The organism is Aliiglaciecola sp. M165, from assembly GCF_007197995.1.
Classification (GTDB): domain Bacteria; phylum Pseudomonadota; class Gammaproteobacteria; order Enterobacterales; family Alteromonadaceae; genus Aliiglaciecola.
Genome location: NZ_VKKH01000010.1, coordinates 1 through 19,880, shown reverse-complemented (window position 1 = coordinate 19,880; position 19,880 = coordinate 1). Strand labels below are relative to the sequence as shown.

Sequence of the window (19,880 nt, the reverse complement as noted above, 5' to 3'; positions counted from 1 at the left end):
AAGTCTGTAGATTAGCGATTGCGACCATAAGCTTCGTGAGACGATACCCAGTCAGAGGATGATATCGCTGAAGCTAGGGATATCTCTCCTGCTAAAGCAACCGCACCAATTATCTCCGCAAGCTTGTATACGCGATCGCGCCCATAGCAATCCATCAATTGTAGACACTCTTTTTGAGTTCCAATACCCGTTCCACCGCCATAGGTTGCAACGATTAGCGAAGGTATCGTCAAGGAAAGATATAAATCGCCCTCGTCGGTTAATTCAGAGTACAGTATCCCAGCGGAGGATTCAGACACATTCGCCACATCTTGACCGGTCGCAATAAACATGGCTGTTATGCCATTGGGCGAATGTAGACCGGTATTATTCACTCCTGACAAAAACGAACCCACTGCAGCAACACGACCGTGATAATCAATTTGTTTGGGCTCAACCCGCATCACTTTTAATAAATGTTCTCGTTTTATCGTGGCCTCAGCGACAACCCGTTTGCCACGGGTACGCATGATGTTTATTTGTGAGGCCTTTTTGTCTGTGGCAAAGTTTGATTCCAAGTAAAAATCAGTGATCCCAGGGTAGTGGTCGAGGATCCAGCCGCAGGCGGCAAAGGTCGCCCTACCAACCATATTCTGCCCTGCGGCATCGCCGGTTTTGTAATTAAACCGCAAAAACGCAAATTTATTCGACAAAATGTGGTCGATATAAGTCAGATTCGCCACACTTGAAGTGGCCTCGGCTTCATGCTTGATGGTATCAAAATTATTTTTTACCCAGCCAACAAAATCACGCGCTCCCCGGGCATTTTGGAAGACAAATACTGGGGCGCGCTGCATCGCATCGTCAACCACAGTGGAAGTTATTCCGCCACTCATGTTCAACAACTTCATCCCCCGAGTGTAAGACGCAACCAAGGTGCCTTCTGTCGTAGCTAAAGGAACTATAAACTCTCCTTTAGCGTGCTCTCCATTGATCAATACCGGCCCAGCCAATCCAATAGGTACCTGGGCGACACCAACAAAGCTTTCGACGTTGCCAGCCAATTCTGAAGGGTCAATAGAATATTTAGCAATATGGTTAACTTTGCCACCGGCAAAGTTTTCAAAAAACTTCTGTCTGGATTCAATGATATCTGGACCATAATCATTGTGTTCGTCGCGAGGTATTTTTTTCGGATCATGTTTGATTTCAGTCACCACGTCTTCGACGTCAAATTTAAGCGTTCCAAAAGGAGAGGCTTTAAATGAGATCCCCAATTTGTACTTTTCACTGTGTAATGACTGATCAAATTCAATCATCACAGTAATTACACTTTTTAGGGGAAAATCGACTTCACCATGCTCATTCATTTGTTCGAACGACAATCTAGTGTCTGCGCCCACCTGAAATGAAATTTGTTTAGGATCGACTTTATTGCCATCAATACTAATCCACAACAGTTCATTCAATTTGGCGTCTTTAAGTCTATTTTTGAGTTTAAACGACACGCCATCATCGGTTTTGACTAAACTACCGTGGGTGTAGAGCTGCTTTAAAAGGATACTGGGAATGAACACGTTTTATTCTCCGTTTTTTAGTGCCTAAACGAGAGCGAGTGGGTTGTAGTTACATGATTTGGCAGCAACAACCATCACGACCTATCATTCAGGATAGTGCAAATAGCCAATTTAGTAAGAATCGATACGAGTTGAATTGACACAGATCAGTGAGATGGCATTTAATGGACTTTACCATTTCGAGTACGAACAATTATTTATTCACCAAAAGGCTAGGTTATGTCGTCAAAAGAAGAAATCGAACAATCCTTTGTTACGCTTAAACAAACCGTACCTTTGTTAGTGAAACACAAAATTTCGGCCGTCCCTTCCAATTACGCCCTCTGGTACACCTATGTCAGTAATGAATCACCCAAATTGAACGAAGAATTAGATGCTGCAGTTGAAAGTGAGCTTCCCATATCGGAATTGCGCGCCAAAGATCTATATCGCAGTTATGTGAGCGATACCGAAGAGGTAAATGCTTGGGACTTACGCCAGTCACTTGAAGGGATGATGATTGAACTGTCTCAATCGCTCAAAGACACCAAATCTGACACCCAGGATTACAAAAAAGTCATGGACGTATGCATTGATGATTTAAGTAAAGTAGAGAAAGAGGGCTGGTCAGTCGAAGAAGTTCTTGGGTTGGTGCGAAATATGGTTAAAGAAGCACAAACCATTAGGCAAAGCACCATGAGCTTTAATGGCGCATTAGCAAGTGCTGAAAAGGAAATTGCCAGATTAAAAGCGCAACTAGAAGCTAGTCAGCAAGAAGCCTTATACGATGCGTTGACTGGATTGTGTAATCGGCGCTATTTTGATTCTGAGATAGCTAGCAAAATGGTCCTGGAAAAAGTCAGCCTGGGACTTATCGATATCGACCATTTTAAGAAGATTAATGACAATTACGGGCATCAGATGGGTGACTTGGTATTAAAAGCCGTTGCTAAGAAATTGCAGTCTTGCTGTCGTGATAATGCTCAGGTGTTTCGCTATGGCGGTGAAGAATTTGCGGTATTGATGCCTGGTTTTGACGAAAAACGCGCCAGACATATGGCTGATGTGATGCGCCGAAGCATTGAAAAAATCACCGTGAAGGACCGCCGCTCTGGCCAATCCTTAGGTGATATCACAGTCTCTGCAGGGGTCGCGCAATTGAAATCTAAAGAACAACAAAGCGAATTAATCGAGCGCGCAGACAAACTATTGTATGAAGCTAAACGGTTAGGCAGAAATAGGGTGATGCCAATTTAACTAGCCTAGATCTGTTGGTGGTCATTGCGCGGCCGACAGTGGCTGCGCGTATCTCAATAAATCTAAATTCTCAGCGGCAAACGCGTCAAGCATAATCGTCCCGCCAAATCCGATAGCTACTCACTCCTCGCAACTTTTTGCTGTTCTGTAGTGAGAGAATCTCTGATCTTTTAACACATATTCTAAAGCTACCTATCACGTAGCAATTTTTAATTAATGTATTAAAAGGAAAAACAAGATGAACAATAAGGTGATTAGTAAGGTGCTGAGGCTGTCTCTCCTGTCAACTTTGATTGTCAGTGCAGCTAGCCACAGCGCGCTCATAAATCGCGGAAATGGTCTCATTTATGATGACGTATTGAATATTACCTGGATGCAAGATGCCGGTTACATTCAAACTTCCGGCTTCGATGCAGACGGTTTAGTTAACTATAATTCAGCTGCAAATTGGGTAGACAATCTGGTATTTAGCGGATACGACGACTGGCGTTTACCAACCATTTCTCCAGGAGATGGCGTCAGCTTTAATGTCGCATTCTCGTTTGATGGTTCAACGGACAGAGGTTTCAATAACGACGGTACAAATAATGAAATGGGCTACATGTTCGCCAACAACTTAAACAATACCTCATTTTTCAACAGCTTTGGTGTGGGTTCACAATCTGGACCAGGGGATTTCAGTAGTAGTTTCTTTGACGGTGAGACGGGAGAGCTGTTTAGTTTTACAAACGTTGGATTGAGTTATTGGATGGACCCTGCAAATAACCCAATTAACAATGCGGCTTGGGGTTTCAATTTGAGAAATTTTACTGACACCCCAACAGGCGAATCACAATTACTGGGTCTCCCCTCTGGTTTGGGTGTTTGGGCCGTGCGTGATGGTGATGTGGTACAGGTCAATGATCCGGATCCCAATCAAGATATTCCAGAGCCTGGTACATTCGCCCTGTTCGGCTTTGGGCTTGCTGGATTATTGTCAGCAAGACGGCAAATGCTTGGCTAGAATTCTTTATTCCCTAAAACCGTCGGTGACTTGCCGACGGCTATCACTTGAAATGTGCCTAAGAAATCAGAGCTAATAGCTTGATTTCAATGTTTTTTCTTGCTGCTTTAACCTCCAAAACTTAAGTTGCTGAATTTTAAAGCAAATGAAACAATGTAACCTGTCGAAATATCTTGTATAATGCCGCGCAATTTTTTATTAGACACAGAGTGGACCAATGTCAGACTTATCGCATTACAGAAATATCGGTATTTTTGCCCACGTTGACGCGGGTAAAACGACCACCACAGAACGAATTTTGAAGCTTACTGGTAAAATTCATAAAACCGGTGAAGTACACGATGGTGAATCTACTACAGATTTCATGGAACAAGAAGCTGAGCGCGGTATTACTATTCAGTCTGCTGCGACAACCTGTTTTTGGAAAGATCACCGTTTCAACATCATTGATACCCCTGGACACGTTGACTTCACAGTTGAAGTATATCGTTCATTGAAAGTACTTGATGGTGGTGTAGGTGTATTCTGTGGATCTGGTGGTGTTGAACCGCAGTCAGAAACTAACTGGCGCTATGCGAACGACTCAGAAGTTGCTCGTGTCATTTTCGTTAACAAACTTGACCGTATGGGTGCTGATTTCTACCGCGTTGTTAAGCAAGTGAAAGACGTACTTGGCGCTAACCCTCTTGTGATGACATTGCCTATCGGTATCGAAGATGACTTCGTGGGTGTTGTTGACGTTCTTGAGCAGAAAGCGTACGTATGGGACGACTCTGGTCTGCCAGAGAATTTTGAAGTGCAAGATGTTCCTGCTGATATGGTAGATAAAGTAGCAGAATACCGCGAAATGTTGGTCGAAACGGCAGTTGAACAAGACGACGATCTAATGATGGCTTACATGGATGGCGAAGAGCCTTCTATCGAAGATCTAAAGCGCTGCATCCGCAAGGGTACTATCGCACTTGATTTCTTCCCTACACTTTGTGGCTCAGCGTTCAAAAACAAAGGTGTGCAAAACGTACTTAACGCAGTAGTTGATTATTTGCCTAGCCCAACTGAAGTTGAAGCTCAACCATTGACTGACGAAGTTGGTGAGCCTACGGGCGAAGTGGCAACGGTTTCTGTTGACGAGCCTTTCCGCGCATTGGCATTTAAAATTATGGATGACCGCTTTGGTGCCTTGACCTTCGTACGTATTTACTCAGGTCAGTTAAACAAAGGCGATACTATCCTCAACAGCTTTACAGGTAAAACTGAGCGTGTTGGCCGTATGGTTGAAATGCACGCCGATGACCGTACTGAACTAAGTTCAGCTAAAGCTGGCGATATCATTGCAATCGTTGGTATGAAGGCAGTTAAAACGGGTCATACACTTTGTGATCCTAAGCACCCTTGTACACTAGAACCAATGATCTTCCCTGAGCCTGTAATCTCTATTGCCGTGTCACCTAAAGACAAAGGTTCAACTGAAAAAATGGGTATTGCTATCGGTAAAATGGTCGCAGAAGATCCTACGTTCCAAGTTGAAACTGACGAAGATTCTGGTGAAACCATCCTTAAAGGAATGGGTGAACTTCACTTAGATATCAAAGTTGATATCTTGAAGCGTACTTACGGCGTTGAGCTAGAAGTGGGTCAGCCACAGGTTGCATATCGTGAAACGATCACCCAGCCTGTTGAAGATTCTTATACGCATAAGAAACAGTCTGGTGGTTCTGGTCAGTTCGGTAAAATTGACTACCGTATTCGCCCTGGTGAGCCAGGTTCTGGTTTTGTCTTTAAGTCTGTGGTTGTTGGCGGAAACGTTCCTAAAGAATTCTTCCCAGCGATCGAAAAAGGCTTCAAAGGTATGATGGATACCGGTGTTCTTGCTGGTTTCCCTGTTCTTGACGTTGAAGTTGAATTGTACGACGGTGGATTCCACGCGGTCGATTCTTCTGCTGTAGCATTTGAAATCGCTGCAAAAGGCGCTTTCCGTCAATCAATTCCAAAGGCAGGTGCACAACTTATTGAGCCAATCATGAAAGTTGATGTATTCACGCCAGAAGATCACGTGGGTGACGTAATTGGTGACTTGAACCGTCGTCGCGGAATGATCAAGGATCAGGAAGCTGGTGTAACTGGCGTACGCATTAAAGCTGACGTACCACTATCAGAAATGTTCGGTTACATAGGATCGCTTCGTACAATGACATCAGGCCGTGGTCAATTCTCTATGGAATTCAGCCACTATATGCCTTGTCCTACAAGCGTTTCAGAAAAAGTTATCGCTGAAGTTAAAGAGCGTAACGCTAAGTAAATCTGTTACTGAGTTATAAAAAAACCCTGGCTTCGGTCAGGGTTTTTTATTGCCTATTGAAAAGTAGCGTCGGTCGTTTAACACTAACGTTTTAGCTTATCACCGTGGAATGCCAAGATGACAATCTCAACAGTTGCAGCACTACAATTAGGCTCTACAGATACAACAAGTACAGTTCAAAAAATAATGAGCTACGAGCAAGAAATTATTCAATTAGGCTGTGATTTGGTTGTACTCCCTGAAGCAATTTTGGGCGGATACCCAAAAGGAGAATCCTTTGGAACCCAGCTAGGATATAGACTACCTACTGGTAGAGAGACATTTTTAAACTATTTTGATCAAGCTATCGAAGTGCCGGGAGAAGAAACCCTTGCTCTAGCTGAATTTTCTGCCAGGTGCAAAATTCATTTGGTCATTGGCGTCATAGAAAAGAGTGGCAGCAGCTTATACTGTACAGCGTTATTTTTCGATCCAAAACACGGCTTGGTTGGAAAACACCGAAAGCTAATGCCAACCGGCACTGAACGGCTGATTTGGGGAATGGGAGACGGCTCTACTCTACCCGTCTTTGATACTACTTTGGGAAAAATAGGTGCAGCCATATGCTGGGAAAATCACATGCCTTTATTACGAACTGCCATGTATGCAAAGGGCATTGAGATTTGGTGCGCTCCCACAGTGGATGAACGAGACATATGGCAGGCAAGTATGCGGCATATTGCTCACGAAGGCCGCAATTTTGTCATAAGCGCTTGTCAGTATCAGCCCTCGCCAAAAGCTTCGGGTCGTCAGCTTGAGGGCTGGGACGAAGATCGAGCGATGATACGTGGTGGTTCAGTGATTGTTGACCCAATGGGCGAAGTACTTGCCGGGCCTCTTTATAATCAAGAAGGTCTTATCACTGCTCAAATCAATATCAAAGATATTGTCAAAGCCCGTTATGACTTTGATGTTGTAGGCCACTATGCGCGGCCGGATGTTTTTAGTCTAAACGTTGATGAAGCTCAAAAGAACTCCGTAAATTTTATTGATTCGACAAAACTAAAAGTTGATTAATATCGTGGTCGAGATTTGATTAAATGTCTGGCGACCTCGCCTTTAACCATTTCCTGAATATGCTCAGAGGCGAGGAAATCGTGAGGGAAACCCAAATTAATCTGCGTTGCGTTGCTTAAGGCACGTAAATCCTCTTCGCCAAGCCTCAAGGTTGCCGCAGCAATGCTGTCTTGAATTTGCTCAACTTTGCGCGCACCAACAACTGGGATAAAACGGTAGCCCTGCGACCAAATCCAAGCCAAGGCAACCTGAGTAGAAGTAACCTGATACTTATCGGCAATCGCGTCTACTTGGCGGGCAACCGCCAGATTTGCTTCAGATGATCTGCCCTTTTCAGCATTGCCAGCTGTGCGCTTACTGTCTAACTCAGCAACCCGAGTATATTTGCCTGTTAATACGCCACCGGCCAATGGCGCCCAGGCTGTCACACCCAAATCAAAATGCTGCGCCATCGGAATGAGATCTCGTTCTACGTCTCGTTGAAGCAAGTTATACTCTGCTTGCAAGCCAATAAACTGTGTCCATCCTCTAAGCTCTGCCATGACGTTAGACGCACTCACTACCCAAGCAGGCGTATCACTGATACCGATATAGTTGATCTTGCCTTGGCGAACCAAATCATCCAACGCGCGGATAGTTTCTTCAAAAGGCGTGTCGTCATCATAAGCATGTACCCAAAGCATATCGATATAATCGGTGTTTAGCCTTTTTAAACTGCCTTCTACAGCGCGCATCATGTGCTTGCGTTGATTACCAGAACGGTTAGGGTCGGTATGATCCATCGACAACGTGTACTTGGTGGCTAAGACCATGCGATCACGATCTCTCTTCAACCAATTACCGATATATTCCTCGGTCTGCCCATTGTGATATTTGTCAGCTGTATCAATAAAGTTTCCACCCGCTTCGGCATAGGCACTTAATATGTTATGACTGGTTTTCTCGTCTGCACCAAACCCCCAATCCTGGCCAAAACTCATTGTCCCCAAACACAACTCGGACACCCGCAGACCAGACTTCCCTAGCAATTTGTAATTAAGCACGGTAAATCTCCGCAGTCGTTATTTAAGTAGACTTAGCAATTCAGAGGCAACACCCTCGGAAGATGCGGGATTCTGGCCTGTTATTAAGTTCCCATCACGCACTACAAATGACGTCCAGTCTTCTCCGCATTGAAAATCTGCGTTAGCGTCGCACAACATGTCTTCAACCAAATATGGAACCACATCAGTCAATTCCACAGCATCCTCTTCAGAGTTAGTAAATCCTGTCACTGTTTTACCATTAACTAAGGACAAGCCATCTTGCCTTTTCACATCCTTAAAAACGCCAGGAGCATGGCACACTGCTGCAACAGGTTTGCTTGCGTCGAAAAACTCAGAAATCAGTCTGATGGAATCTGCATCATTGGTTAGATCCCATAGCGGTCCATGGCCGCCTGGATAAAAGACAGCATCATAGTCAGCGCTATTTATTTCCGCTAATTTGACCGTATTTGCAAGTTGTTTCTGTGCGTCTTCATCTTGCTTGAAGCGATCTGTTGCAGCCGTTTGAAAATCAGTCTCATCACTTTTGGGATCAATCGGAGGTTGGCCGCCTTTTGGCGAGGCTAAGGTGACCTCAGCGCCATTATCGATTAGCTCATAATATGGGCTGGCAAATTCTTCCAACCAAAACCCTGTTTTGAGGCCGGTATCGCCTAGTTGGTCATGTGAAGTGAGGACTATTAAAACGTGCATTTGCATTTCCTTTTTGTGTTTTATGATTGATTAATAGTCTAATTGTCATTTTCAATATAGACTAGTGGGTAATTTCCATTCTCTTTGTTAGCTTATATTTGACAATGAATGACCCACTTTTAAATGAAATTCGTGGAATGTTGGTGTTTGCTAGAGTTGTTGATGCTGGGAGTTTTTCTTCTGCCGCTAAGCGTATTGGTATCAGCCGTGCTGTAGTGAGTTATCAAATTAAACAGCTAGAACAGCGCCTAGGCGTTCGTTTATTAAATCGAAGCACGAGAACAACAAGCACCACTACCGCTGGTCGAACTTACTATGAGCGTTGTAAGATCATCTTAGAACAGGCAGAGCGAGCCCATAGTGATATTCAAAATTTACGCGAAGAAGCGGTTGGTAGAGTGTCTTTAGCATGCCCGGTTAATTTGGGTTTACGCTGGATTGTACCTTTAGCCAATGCATTCAGAAGGCGCTACCCCAATATTGAATTGGATATTAACTTTTCAGAAAATATTACGGATTTGATCCAAAGCGGAACAGATATCGCGGTGCGTTCTGGACCGCTTCAAGACAGTGAACTACATGCGGTAAAACTCACCGATTTAACGCGGCATATCTGCGCATCTCCTGAATATTTTACATCCCGATCTATCCCTCAAACTATTGAGCAGTTGCAACACCACCAATGGATTGTTTATAGCAGAACGTCAAACAAACTTTCGTTAAACAAGGGAAATGCGTCATTTACTTTTGAAATAAAAGGAAGCCTAAACACTAACGATGCAGCTGCACGCCTGCAATTTGCATTGGCTGGACAGGGGCTAGCGGTTATACCTTTTTACGATGCAGAACAGGTGCTCGCGAACGGAGAGCTCATCGAAATAATGCGTGACTATCAGTTACCCAAGCTCGAATTGTTTGCTGTTTTTCCACAAGGGGCAACGCAGGCAAAGGCCGTCGAGCTCATGTTGGATATGCTAAAAAAATATCCGCCACACAAGGTGGCGGATATAAATTTATTTACATAAATAACGTTAAGCGTTACTCAACCGTATCAACAAACTCTTTAGTGTCTGCAACGACGGTGCTGTGCTGATCACCCGACAAGTCACCAAATGTTTCTAGGTGCTTCTTGTTGAAAGAGTACTTTGCTTTGTTTACGTTAAGTAGCATTTGTTGTAATTCTGGACTGTTCTCTACATGCTTGCGAACGGCCGCCAGATGTTGTTTACGAGCCTTAGCAAAGCGGTTCTGTAACGCTGCGCGGGTTGGCAATTTGTACAATTGATTCTGGAATCGATTGGCAAGTTGCGCTCGTCCTCGCAATGCTGTTTGCGTCAATAAATATTTTATTTCGCTCACATATTTAGGCTCGCACACGCGTTTATCCGTGATATGGCTGAATGAGTTCTTTTTCGTTTTACAGTCTATTTTAAATGACTCATCGTCCATCATTTCATTTAGGGCAGCGTAGAAGTTATCTTCGGCAAATTCCAGCTGTTCTCTGAAAAAGTGCAAAGGCTGAGAGCCTGTAATAGTAATAATCTCTATTTCCTTTTCAGTCTGGCTTTGCTGAGCATCGGCTTCGCTAGTATTAATCGCCGAAGCTGAATACGTGACAACAGAAAGTCCAATTATTGCACCTAGGCGAACGATGTTACTGAAGAGATTGTTTGTACGATTTTTTTCCATTTTACTTTTCCTTTATTGTCTAGATAAGAATTGCTATTAAGGGTTGTCTTTGAAGGCTTCACGGGTATTTACTGTTTGGCTAACGGAGGCGCAACAGAACAGTACCGCGACACAAAAATGTGGGAATACTCTTAGGAAAAAGTGCATTGCTTTGCTTTCCATGTTGCCGTTCCATCTTAGCTACTTAATTTAAGCTTTGTTCAAAAAGCCTTATAAGTCAAATGATTGCATATTGCTAAAAGCCATAAGTAATTCTAGACCTCATGAAGACTGACAAAATAATGCCTTTGAGCTATCGTTAAAAAGCCTGCAGGACGTTGGTAAATTTATTCAAGGAGAAGATATGAAACACATGACACAAATCGGCGTTAGCCAAGTTAGCGGCGGACAAGGTTTAAGCCAATTTCACATTGAAGAAATCCAAGCTTCAAATTGGTCGGGGGGCTACGATTCAGGACAGCACTCAAAAGGTGGAGAGAGGCTAAGCTGGTATTTAGCGAGCCGTCGATTTATGGATCATTTTGACCCAATATCGGTAAGATAAGAAAGAATAGCTTGGGCTTCAGGCCCAAGCTAAACCAAATTAACTGTATGTAGATTTAAACTTGGCGATGTTTCCACGAGCCTCGCTTAAACACTGCAACACCAACGACAGTCATCAGTGATTGTGCAAAGACAATAGCCCAAAACACCCCAGAGGGTCCCCAGTTTATTCCGACAGCTAACGCATAGGCCAGTGGAATTTGAACGACCCAGAAGCACAACAAATTAATCTTTGTTGGTGTCATCGTATCGCCGGCACCGTTAAATGCTTGCACAACCACCATGCCCAAACCATAAAAGCCAAACCCCACACTGATGCAGCGAAGGCACCTTACTCCATACTCCGCGACTATGGGATCCGAGCTAAAGGCAGACACTATCAACGGCGCAAACACAAAAAGTATCGCCGCTACAATCAGCATAAATCCAACATTGTAGCGTGCGACTTTCCAAACTGACTTTTCTGCTCTTTCAGATTGTTTTGCTCCCAGGTTTTGCCCCACGAGAGTAGCCACAGCATTGCTCAATCCCCACGCAGGTAAAAGGGTGAACATGACAACTCGAATGGCGATGGTATAACCCGCGACCGCTGCACTACCGTATGTCGCAACGATTCTCACCAATACAACCCAACTAGCCGTTGCCACCAAGAATTGCAAAATGCCCCCAGTTGACACTTTCACTAAGCTCCACATTTGAGCAACCTTTGGTGTCAGTGCATGCAAGGACATACTTATCCTGCCCACATGTCCTCTGAGGTGATATAGCTGATAAATAACGCCGACGCCACGACCAATGGTGGTTGCCACCGCAGCGCCAGTGACTCCCATTTCAGGAAACGGGCCCCAGCCAAATATCAAAATTGGATCCAGTACGATATTAATGCCATTTGCTAACCAAAGTGAGCGCATCGCAACCGAGGCATCACCGGCACCGCGAAAAATCGCATTGATCAGAAATAGGTAGAATATGGTAATTGACCCACACAACATGATGGTTGTGTAACTAGTTCCGATAGCTAACACCGAAGCGTCGGCGCCCATGAACAACAAAATGTCCTCAGCGAACAAAAGTCCAACCATGCCAACAATGGAAGCAACTATTAGTCCCAACCACAGGGCTTGCCCAGCAATTTCGTTCGCTTGTTGAATATCTTTTTCGCCGACCCGTCTGGCAACCATTGCGGTTACCCCCATGCTCAATCCGATAGCAAGCGCATACAACAATGTCAGCACTGCCTCAGTCAGCCCAACAACGGTAACGGCTTCAAACCCTAAGAAGGAAACGTAAAAGATATCTACAAGGGCAAAAATAGCTTCCATGGACATTTCCAACACCATAGGCACCGCAAGCAAAAAGGCTGCGACACCGATTGATCCCTTGGTAAAATCGTGAGGAACTTTGCCCGATACGGCTTGTTTAAATAGTGGCCACAAGGCAACTTTATGTTGATTATTTTCAGTCATTTGTATGTCCAACGACAACGCCTCGACAGGGCATTTTTAGATGCATTCAACGCGTTTTGTAATAAATTAAGGTGGCGAGAGTTATCGCCGAATAAAATTGTCAGAAAGTCTGACGGGCTTGCGCCTCGGAGATATGTCTAATTAACAACAGAGTCGTGAACAGATAACCGAGGTGCTAGCGGCAATATCAGCAAAGGGAGTGCTGTTGGAATTGTTCATTTACCTGTCCTCGGTTATTAGATGTTTTCTAAGATAAATGTGTGAACCAGAAGTGTCAACCTATCAACCCCACTTTTTTTGTGTGTATTGTGTATCGGACCGGACACCGATTTTCAACATTTGAGTTTTCAGCGCCTAAAAAGGCGCTGGAAATTGTTTTATTACCTCATCGATGTCTTTAAATGCCTCGGAGGAGAGTGAAATGTCGAAGACCTCTATGTTCTCTTTCAATTGCTGCATCGACGTTGCCCCTATGATGGTAGAGGTGACACCATCGACCTTGTCACACCAAGCCAACGCAAGTTGGGAGGGTGTCAAATCATACTGTTTGGCGATCCTAACGTAGCGTTCAATCGCTTGTTCAGAATTTTGCGTATCTCTAAACAACCCCATCCGTTGGGTAATTGTCCAACGACTGCCTTCTGGGCGCTGCCCATTCAAATATTTTCCACTCAACATTCCGCCCGCCAAAGGAGACCAAGGTAAATAGGCGACATCCTCGTGCCAGCAATTTTCTATAAGGTATGGCCAGTCTTTGCTGTGCAGCAAATTGAATTCGTTTTGGATAGAGACCATTTTAGGCAGACTGTGTTGCTCTGCTAACTTTAAATACTGGTTGATTCCCCATGTAGTATCATCTGATAAGCCACAAAAACGAATTTTTCCTGCCTTAACACAATCATCTAATGCCTGAAGGATCTCTAACATTCCATCAATCTGCGTGGCTTTGTCCACGTTTGAAAAACGGATTTGGTTAGGGAAATGTTTCCCGAAATGTGGAGAATTTCGATTTGGCCAATGCAATTGGTACAAATCGACGTAATCGGTCTGTAATCTACTTAAAGATGCATCGATAGACTGTTTTATTGCTTCCCCATCTATGATTTTACCCTCACGAATAAAACTTAGACCAGGGCCTGCTATCTTGGTTGCTAACACTATATCACCGCGCTTATGCGCATTTTTATTTAACCAGTTACCAATAATGGTCTCGGTGCCACCATAGGTATCTGCTGATGGCGGAACGGGATACATTTCGGCGGTATCAATAAAATTAACACCTTCAGAGAGGGCAAATTCGATTTGTTGGTCCGCTTCGGCCTGGGTGTTTTGCACGCCCCATGTCATCGATCCCAAACATACTCTCGAAACCTCGACTCCACTGCTACCTAACTTGGCGTATTTCATTTACTACCCTACTGTCAGTTTGATTACAAAAAGCATACACTAGCATTGCTGCAAGTCTACTGACAACAACCTAGAGAATTCGTAAATTAGATGACTACAATCGACGGTAAACGGCTCAATAAATTTATAAGCGAAACCGGCATATGCTCGCGTCGAGAGGCCGACAAACTAATTGAACAGAACCGCGTTACCATCAATGGCAGGCTACCTGAGCTTGGCACAAAAGTAATGCCGGGAGATACGGTAAAAGTCGATAAAAAAGTCATTGGCGGTGCGGCGAAGAATAAATCTGACCGAGTTTACATCGCTTACAACAAGCCTATTGGTATTACTTGTACGACCGAGCGTCATGTTAAGGGCAATATCATCGATGCCATTGGCCATAAAAAACGAATTTTTCCCATTGGCCGATTAGACAAACCTTCCGAAGGTCTCATTTTGTTGACCAGTGACGGCGATATCGTCAATAAAATATTACGTGCAGAAAATGCGCATGATAAAGAATATGAGGTTACCGTCAATCAACCTATCAGTGAGCGGTTTTTAAAGCGCATGGCTGCGGGGGTGCCAATCCTAGGTACGGTAACTAAACCTTGTAAAATCAATGCAATAGGAAAATTTCGTTTTAATATTGTGCTTACCCAAGGTCTAAATCGCCAGATTAGGCGCATGTGTGAATTTTTAGGCTACGAAGTCACCAAACTTAAACGGACGCGTATCATGCACATTGACTTAGCAAAATTGCGCCCTGGACAGTGGCGCAATCTTACCGATGAAGAAATGCAGCAGTTAAATGCTGCACTTGTACACTCGAAAAAGACTGCCCCAGAGGCCGATGAAAATTAACCTTTGCCACCTATATTTCGTGAGTCGACGTCGCCACTTCCACTTTTATTGATGTGGAAGTCTAAGGCTCCATCTACGTCTACATCTCCTCTGGTGTCCGTCACATCAACAATACCTTGAGCATCTCTCACGTCAATATCACCCGACGAATCTCTAACATTGATATTTCCACCGATGTCACGAAGGGTGATGTCGCCAGAATTGTCTTCTACCTTTACCGCTCCCGTCACTTTGACAATTACGACGTCACCAGACTTATCCTCAACGTTAACTGCACCATTAATATTACGTAAGCTCAGATCCCCTGAGTTGTCCTCGATGGTCAAATTGCCGTTAACATTCTCTACCGAAACGTCTCCAGAGCGATCGTCAATCTCTACCGAGTTGTTTACATTGGCAACAGAAATGTCACCCGAACGATCATTAATTTCCAGCATCATTTCTTTTGGAAAATGCACTTCTATGTCGATGTATGTATTGGAGTTCCAACCCGAATCAACAAACACAGAAATCTGTGCCGAGTTTCGCCGAGACTCTAAGGTTAAGGTGTAATCAGATTTCTCAACCTCTGAGCCACCAAATCGAGCGATAACTCGCACTTCGTCTAAATCATCAATACCAGTGACGTCGATGTCCCCTGCACCAGCATCTATCTGCAGTGTTTGCAGGTCGCTCGCATCCAATTCAAGGGTCTCGGTCTTCCAGGTATCGTCATATGCCATGACGTTAGCGCCTGTAACCAATGTGGTTGCTAATAGTAGCCCTAATGCAAATTTTTGATTCATGATTGTCTCCATCTTCTTTACCTATTTGTAATAAGTCGTAGGGCTTACCAAAAAGGTTTAAATCAACAATTAAATAAATTTAAGCTTGCACACTAGGCAGTGTTTGCTTCACATGAGCTGGTAGTAGCCGCAACACTGTCTTACGGCTTGATTGCCAAAAGGCAGATAACAGCAACAAAGAGCCACCGATACAAACACCGGTAATTGCAAAGCTGTAACTCACCATGCCATAAGTTTGTAAGAGTGTTGAAAATGCATACACAACATAAACTAATGCTGAAATCATTATGGCTCGTCTATCCACGGCAATAGACACCATAGCGAGTAAGATATAAAGAGCAACGACCGCTAGAGACGAATACAATCCACCCACCCCATCGAGGATCCCCATAGACGAGAAGATTGGATGCACTATCATGGGTGCGGATGCGAGATGCAACCAAAACGCAACATCAGATGAGCGTGTTTTTCTTTCTTTGTCTGAGGCGTCCCAGTACATGGCCAAACCAAAAATGAACAATCCAGCTGTAAGCATTAAGGTATTCACCCAAGCCAATGCAAAGGGAAAAATAGTGATAATGGCGGCACCAACGCTGACACTCAACGCGACTACACTCGCAGCCACCGTGATCGGCACTCTAAATCGACGCCAGTGAATCAAAGCTGCAAACAAAGTTAAAGCGCCAGCTATCATAAAGGCATACTCGTTAGGCTGCTCGCTCCACACAATTGGCGTGGCAAAGACTCCTCCAAGGAAACTCAAAAGTAGCACAATGGCAGGTAATGCCATTCTTCTGCGATAAACAAAAAACTCAGCCAACAACCAAGAAACAAAGGCAACACAAGCTGTTCCTAACATAGGAGTAATTTGGAACCCAATCCAAGCTACGGATGCCAAAAGCAAGCCACTGGCAATCACAACAAATACGTCGTTAAAACCAGTTATGAGCCGGAAGTTCTCTTCATCCTGAAGAGATGTTTGTCTTTGTGTGGCAATACCAGAGCGAAATTGCTCCACCGAATTTTGAGTAAAAAAGCCTTCCTTTACTCCATAATCTAGATCTTCATCTGTGTACATTGTATGTACTCCGTTATTATTGAACTCAGCTGAAGTTGTAAAGCAAATGTTAAGCCAGCATAAAATATATATATATTTCATGTGGTTAGAGGACTCGAATTTAAGATTGGCGAAAAACATCCCAGCTGAATGGGAAATAAAGTAAAAAAGTGGTCATTTTCACCACTTTGAATTCGTGCTTTCCCGTTTATTTCTCTATACCAAACTCGATGAAGTAATTAAGTTTTTCTTTTTGCGCAAAATCATCGAGTGACGATTTTAGCATTTCAAAATATGGCGAATTCTTATTTATGGCGTAAAACGTATCTAAGGTTAGTAATGTTTCAACAACAACACTATCTCCGAGCTCTATGTTTTTAAGAGCAAGGTAATACTCCATAGGGGTTTGATAAGAAAGTAACGCATCACTGCGTTTTCGGGCAAACATTTGAATGGCCGAGATTGTATTGGGCAGGTCCAAAAACTCAACGTCTTTGTTTAGGTAAACTTGACGAAAGCCGTTGTAGTCAAAGCCTCTAACCGCAGCTATTGAACCAATTACAGGTATTTCTTTGTATCGATATATATTTAATATTATTTTTCTGAAAGGTTTGTTGGTGAACTCTACATGTGGCGCCAATGCACTGGTAGATTTGATATTGATAGTGAAGTCCAGTTCATTGTTTTCAATCATACGATAAATACGTATTGGAGAAGTGCATACTATATTTATATCAATGTTCAAATGGAGCAATATCTGCCGGGTTTTGTCGATATTGTTTCCAATGCATCTCCCTGATTCTTTTTCGATATTGGTCCCTGGAGGAAACAAAATGGTGCCGAGAGTAACCGTCTCCCTTTCCTGTATTTCGTCTGAGTAAACGCTGATACTTGTCAGACAAAATATGACATACAACATCATTTTCTTAATCAAGTACAAATCTGATTGACCAATATTTAAACACCAACTGCTTGTGATGTTAGCGGTCAATTTAGGTTTTTAAAAGGATTAAAATGTTAAGGGTTACAGTAATCGCAATAGGTTGGGTCGCCCGCTCTAGAATCTACGTTTTTGTATTCTTCATAATTGCATTGGTCACATTTACTCAAATATCCTTTAATTTGCTTTGTTGGCAAACCGCACAATCCGCAAGTCAGTCCGGGCTTAGCTTCTTTTACGACAAAGTTGACCGCGCCACATTTAGGACACAGAGATTCTAATCTTGAAACAAGATCCTGTGCGGCTTTTTGGATCATTTTTTGTCGCGGAGGACACAGATGTGCTCGCAGATCAGGTTCAATTTCAAATGTTGATTCAGAGTTGTGTTTCTCAAACAAGTCGAGTACTTGATCTTGTGACAGCTCTTTTTGAATTTTATCCTGTTCACGGTAGATCCAAAATTGTCCTCCTTGCTCAGTTAACGCTGCCAGCAAGTCTTCTCTTGAATCTGCTTTTACATTGTTTGCCGAACATGGACCTTCAGCATGGGCATACACAACGACTTCTGGAGTTCGTTGGTAGAAACAAAGAATCTCTTGATCCCAATTTATAAAACCAGGTGCAGGACCGCCACCGAAACTCCCTTCACTACCAATACCGATATTTGAACCTGATTTCTGGCAGGCCTTTTTGGCTTTATATAGCGCACACTCTGAAGGAGTCATAGTGCGTTCTACTTCGCCTGAAAACGTGCCTAATTTATCTGTATCAAAACTGTCAATTTCTACTACATCGATAGAGATGTCCGCCAGAATAGGAGCGATAAATTTGGCTTTTTGGTGTTTTGATAGAAGATAGACCGTTTTCAAATGTTTCTCCTTGTTAATTCTTTTACTATGTTACTACTTGAAATCAATTACGGACCATTTTTTTGACTTCATTTGCCTAAGTCACCTTCGCGCTTACTTCACGTCATCCTCGCGATACTCATACGTCTTCCTCGCGAATGCGGGGATCTCTTTAACAAGCCACCATTTTTTAACTACAAACAGGATTGGGGTAGATCTCCGACAAAGAGCACCTCGGGGACGACGTCGCCTTTTTTGGGGATGGCGTCGCTGTTCTATTTTCGGGGACGACGTTTTTTCTGCAGGCATAAAAAAAGCTGCACTAGGCAGCTTTTTTCAATAACGCTTAGTTGTTATGCAATGATTTTTGCTACAACACCAGCGCCAACAGTTCTTCCACGTTACTCCGGGCATCCTGCCCTTCGCCCTTCGGGCCATGCTTCGCATGTTCTAATTTGCTCCAGGCAAATTAGTCACGGAAATCCGTTTCGGTGGAAGAACTCTTGACGCATAAAAAAAGCTGCACTAGGCAGCTTTTTTCAATAACGCTTAGTTGTTATGCAATGATTTTTGCTACAACACCAGCGCCAACAGTTCTTCCACCTTCACGGATTGCGAATCGTAGACCTTCGTCCATCGCAATCGGAGCAATCAACTCTACTTTGAATTTCAAGTTGTCACCAGGCATTACCATTTCTACGCCTTCTGGAAGCTCTACCGCACCTGTTACGTCTGTTGTGCGGAAGTAGAACTGTGGACGATAGCCTTTGAAGAATGGAGTATGACGGCCACCTTCATCTTTAGACAATACGTATACTTCTGCTTCAAACTGTGTGTGTGGGTTGATTGAACCAGGCGCTGCCAATACTTGACCACGCTCTACTTCGTCACGCTTAGTTCCTCGTAGTAGGACACCAACGTTTTCACCTGCACGACCTTCGTCAAGCAACTTACGGAACATCTCTACACCAGTACAAGTCGTCTTCGTAGTCTCTTTGATTCCTACGATTTCTACTTCTTCACCTACCTTGATGATACCTTGCTCTACACGACCTGTTACTACTGTACCACGGCCTGAAATTGAGAATACATCTTCAATTGGAAGGATGAACGGCTTGTCGATTGCACGCTCTGGCTCTGGGATGTAAGTATCTAGTGCTTCGCCTAGCTCTACAATTTTCTTTTCCCACTCTTCGTCGCCTTCTAGCGCTTTCAAAGCTGAACCTTGGATTACTGGCAAATCATCACCTGGGAATTCGTATTCTGTTAAAAGTTCACGTACTTCCATTTCTACCAATTCTAGTAACTCTTCGTCATCAACCATGTCACATTTGTTCATGAATACGATCATGTAAGGTACGCCAACCTGACGACCCAACAAGATGTGCTCACGTGTTTGTGGCATAGGAC

19 protein-coding genes are annotated in these 19,880 nt (G+C 43.7%); 7 read left to right on the top strand and 12 right to left on the bottom strand.

Annotation, left to right across the window (positions count from 1 at the left end; genetic code table 11):
* Positions 1–11 precede the first annotated feature (11 nt).
* Positions 12–1,556, bottom strand: a complete 1,545-nt coding sequence (locus FM019_RS19810; RefSeq protein WP_143837836.1) for a hydroxymethylglutaryl-CoA reductase — start codon at positions 1,554–1,556, stop codon at positions 12–14.
* A gap of 219 nt (positions 1,557–1,775) precedes the next feature.
* Between FM019_RS19810 and FM019_RS19805 the strand changes: the two genes are divergently transcribed.
* From FM019_RS19805 to FM019_RS19790, 4 genes are all read left to right on the top strand, one after another.
* Positions 1,776–2,792: a GGDEF domain-containing protein gene (locus tag FM019_RS19805; RefSeq protein WP_143837835.1), complete on the top strand. Its 1,017-nt coding sequence runs from the start codon at positions 1,776–1,778 to the stop codon at positions 2,790–2,792.
* A 238-nt stretch (positions 2,793–3,030) separates the two neighbouring features.
* Entirely contained in the window at positions 3,031–3,795 is a 765-nt protein-coding gene (locus FM019_RS19800; RefSeq protein ID WP_143837890.1) for a PEP-CTERM sorting domain-containing protein, read from the top strand.
* Between the two features lie 217 nt (positions 3,796–4,012).
* The gene (gene fusA, locus FM019_RS19795; protein WP_143837834.1) at positions 4,013–6,094 is read left to right on the top strand and encodes an elongation factor G; all 2,082 of its coding nucleotides are present in this window, start codon (positions 4,013–4,015) and stop codon (positions 6,092–6,094) included.
* 117 nt (positions 6,095–6,211) lie between these two features.
* Positions 6,212–7,150, top strand: a complete 939-nt coding sequence (locus FM019_RS19790; RefSeq protein ID WP_143837833.1) for a carbon-nitrogen hydrolase family protein — start codon at positions 6,212–6,214, stop codon at positions 7,148–7,150.
* On the opposite strand, the gene FM019_RS19785 is transcribed toward FM019_RS19790, so the two are convergent.
* Positions 7,147–8,193, bottom strand: coding sequence for an aldo/keto reductase (locus tag FM019_RS19785; protein ID WP_143837832.1), 1,047 nt, complete (start codon positions 8,191–8,193; stop codon positions 7,147–7,149). The two genes, FM019_RS19790 and FM019_RS19785, sit on opposite strands and share 4 nt — an antisense overlap.
* Before the next feature lie 18 nt (positions 8,194–8,211).
* Positions 8,212–8,895: a type 1 glutamine amidotransferase domain-containing protein gene (locus FM019_RS19780; protein ID WP_143837831.1), complete on the bottom strand. Its 684-nt coding sequence runs from the start codon at positions 8,893–8,895 to the stop codon at positions 8,212–8,214.
* A gap of 98 nt (positions 8,896–8,993) precedes the next feature.
* Here FM019_RS19780 and FM019_RS19775 point away from each other — a divergent pair, with 98 nt between their 5' ends.
* Positions 8,994–9,914 (top strand): LysR family transcriptional regulator, encoded by a 921-nt coding sequence (locus FM019_RS19775; protein WP_143837830.1) that lies wholly within the window; start codon positions 8,994–8,996, stop codon positions 9,912–9,914.
* A 13-nt stretch (positions 9,915–9,927) separates the two neighbouring features.
* Here FM019_RS19775 and FM019_RS19770 read toward each other — a convergent pair whose 3' ends face one another.
* Positions 9,928–10,578: a hypothetical protein gene (locus tag FM019_RS19770; RefSeq protein WP_143837829.1), complete on the bottom strand. Its 651-nt coding sequence runs from the start codon at positions 10,576–10,578 to the stop codon at positions 9,928–9,930.
* A 36-nt stretch (positions 10,579–10,614) separates the two neighbouring features.
* Positions 10,615–10,740 (bottom strand): hypothetical protein, encoded by a 126-nt coding sequence (locus FM019_RS21055; protein ID WP_260681684.1) that lies wholly within the window; start codon positions 10,738–10,740, stop codon positions 10,615–10,617.
* A gap of 181 nt (positions 10,741–10,921) precedes the next feature.
* On the opposite strand from FM019_RS21055, the gene FM019_RS19765 reads away from it, so the two are divergent.
* Positions 10,922–11,122, top strand: a complete 201-nt coding sequence (locus tag FM019_RS19765; protein WP_143837828.1) for a hypothetical protein — start codon at positions 10,922–10,924, stop codon at positions 11,120–11,122.
* Positions 11,123–11,177: 55 nt separating this feature from the next.
* Here FM019_RS19765 and FM019_RS19760 read toward each other — a convergent pair whose 3' ends face one another.
* Positions 11,178–12,587, bottom strand: coding sequence for an MATE family efflux transporter (locus tag FM019_RS19760; RefSeq protein WP_143837827.1), 1,410 nt, complete (start codon positions 12,585–12,587; stop codon positions 11,178–11,180).
* A 354-nt stretch (positions 12,588–12,941) separates the two neighbouring features.
* Positions 12,942–13,994 (bottom strand): aldo/keto reductase, encoded by a 1,053-nt coding sequence (locus FM019_RS19755; RefSeq protein ID WP_143837826.1) that lies wholly within the window; start codon positions 13,992–13,994, stop codon positions 12,942–12,944.
* Positions 13,995–14,084: 90 nt separating this feature from the next.
* Here FM019_RS19755 and rluF point away from each other — a divergent pair, with 90 nt between their 5' ends.
* Positions 14,085–14,840, top strand: a complete 756-nt coding sequence (gene rluF / locus FM019_RS19750) for a 23S rRNA pseudouridine(2604) synthase RluF (protein ID WP_143837825.1) — start codon at positions 14,085–14,087, stop codon at positions 14,838–14,840.
* Here rluF and FM019_RS19745 read toward each other — a convergent pair.
* From FM019_RS19745 to tuf, 5 genes are all read right to left on the bottom strand, one after another.
* Positions 14,837–15,625, bottom strand: a complete 789-nt coding sequence (locus FM019_RS19745; protein ID WP_185969357.1) for a DUF4097 family beta strand repeat-containing protein — start codon at positions 15,623–15,625, stop codon at positions 14,837–14,839. The two genes, rluF and FM019_RS19745, sit on opposite strands and share 4 nt — an antisense overlap.
* A gap of 79 nt (positions 15,626–15,704) precedes the next feature.
* Positions 15,705–16,703 (bottom strand): hypothetical protein, encoded by a 999-nt coding sequence (locus FM019_RS19740; RefSeq protein ID WP_143837823.1) that lies wholly within the window; start codon positions 16,701–16,703, stop codon positions 15,705–15,707.
* Between the two features lie 187 nt (positions 16,704–16,890).
* Positions 16,891–17,376: a hypothetical protein gene (locus tag FM019_RS20930; protein WP_221934402.1), complete on the bottom strand. Its 486-nt coding sequence runs from the start codon at positions 17,374–17,376 to the stop codon at positions 16,891–16,893.
* Between the two features lie 323 nt (positions 17,377–17,699).
* Positions 17,700–18,491, bottom strand: coding sequence for a DUF6671 family protein (locus FM019_RS19730; RefSeq protein ID WP_143837821.1), 792 nt, complete (start codon positions 18,489–18,491; stop codon positions 17,700–17,702).
* A 535-nt stretch (positions 18,492–19,026) separates the two neighbouring features.
* Positions 19,027–19,880: elongation factor Tu (tuf, locus tag FM019_RS19725; protein WP_143837820.1), on the bottom strand; the 854-nt coding region annotated here is incomplete at its 5' end.